We start from the raw sequence: 1286 nt of genomic DNA, 5'->3' as shown, positions 1-1286 counted from the left end.
CGGCAAGCTAAGAGTTTGTTCTGAGATTGCCTCTAATTTTTGAGGTCAAGCCCTCGGCCTATTAGTATCAGTCCGCTGCATACATTACTGCACTTCCACTCCTGACCTATCAACCACATAGTCTACGTGGGGCCTTACTCCCGAAGGATGGGAACACTTATCTCGAGGGGAGTTTCACGCTTAGATGCCTTCAGCGTTTATCTCGTCCGTACTTAGCTACCCAGCTATGCCCCTGGCGGAACAACTGGTGCACCAGCGGTACGTCCATCCCGGTCCTCTCGTACTAAGGACAGCTCCTCTCAATATTCCTACGCCCGCAACAGATAGGGACCGAACTGTCTCACGACGTTCTGAACCCAGCTCGCGTACCGCTTTAATTGGCGAACAGCCAAACCCTTGGGACCGAATTCAGCCCCAGGATGCGATGAGCCGACATCGAGGTGCCAAACCTCCCCGTCGATGTGGACTCTTGGGGGAGATCAGCCTGTTATCCCCAGGGTAGCTTTTATCCGTTGAGCGACGGCATTTCCATTCACATACCGCCGGATCACTAACTCCAACTTTCGTTACTGCTCGAACCGTCATTCTCGCAGTTAGGCTCGTTTATGCGTTTACACTCAGTGCACGATTTCCGTCCGTGCTGAACGAACCTTTGAGCGCCTCCGTTACCTTTTAGGAGGCGACCGCCCCAGTCAAACTGCCCACCTGACAGTGTCCCCCGACCAGATTCATGGCCGCAGGTTAGAATCCCAATACCCCAAGAGTGGTATCCCAAGGTTGCCTCCACAAATGCTGGCGCACTTGCTTCCAAGGCTCCCACCTATCCTGTACATGGAATACCGAGATCCAATATCAAGCTACAGTGAAGCTCCATGGGGTCTTTCCGTCTAGTTGCGGGAAACCGGCATCTTCACCGGTACTACAATTTCGCCGGGCGGGCTGTTGAGACAGTGCCCAAATCGTTACGCCATTCGTGCGGGTCAGAACTTACCTGACAAGGAATTTCGCTACCTTAGGACCGTTATAGTTACGGCCGCCGTTTACTGGGGCTTAAGTTCGCACCTTCGCTTACGCTAAGCACTCCCCTTAACCTTCCAGCACCGGGCAGGCGTCACCCCCTATACGTCATCTTTCGATTTAGCAGAGAGCTGTGTTTTTGCTAAACAGTCGCTTGGGCCTTTTCACTGCGGCCTACTCTCGTAGGCGCCCCTTATCCCGAAGTTACGGGGCCAATTTGCCGAGTTCCTTAACAACCCTTCTCCCGTTGGCCTTAGAATACTCATCCC

Annotated in this window: 1 rRNA gene; it reads right to left on the bottom strand. The window is 53.4% G+C overall.

From position 1 onward, the window contains the following. Positions 1 to 41: 41 nt before the first annotated feature. Positions 42 to 1286: ribosomal RNA gene (locus ACTQ3V_RS15545) — 23S ribosomal RNA — on the bottom strand; the annotation flags it as partial.

Source organism: Candidatus Agathobaculum pullicola (assembly GCF_052117205.1).
In the GTDB taxonomy this organism is placed as follows: Bacteria; Bacillota; Clostridia; order Oscillospirales; family Butyricicoccaceae; genus Agathobaculum; species Agathobaculum pullicola.
Note: the sequence above shows the minus strand (reverse complement) of the source record. Positions and strands in the feature narration are given on the sequence as shown.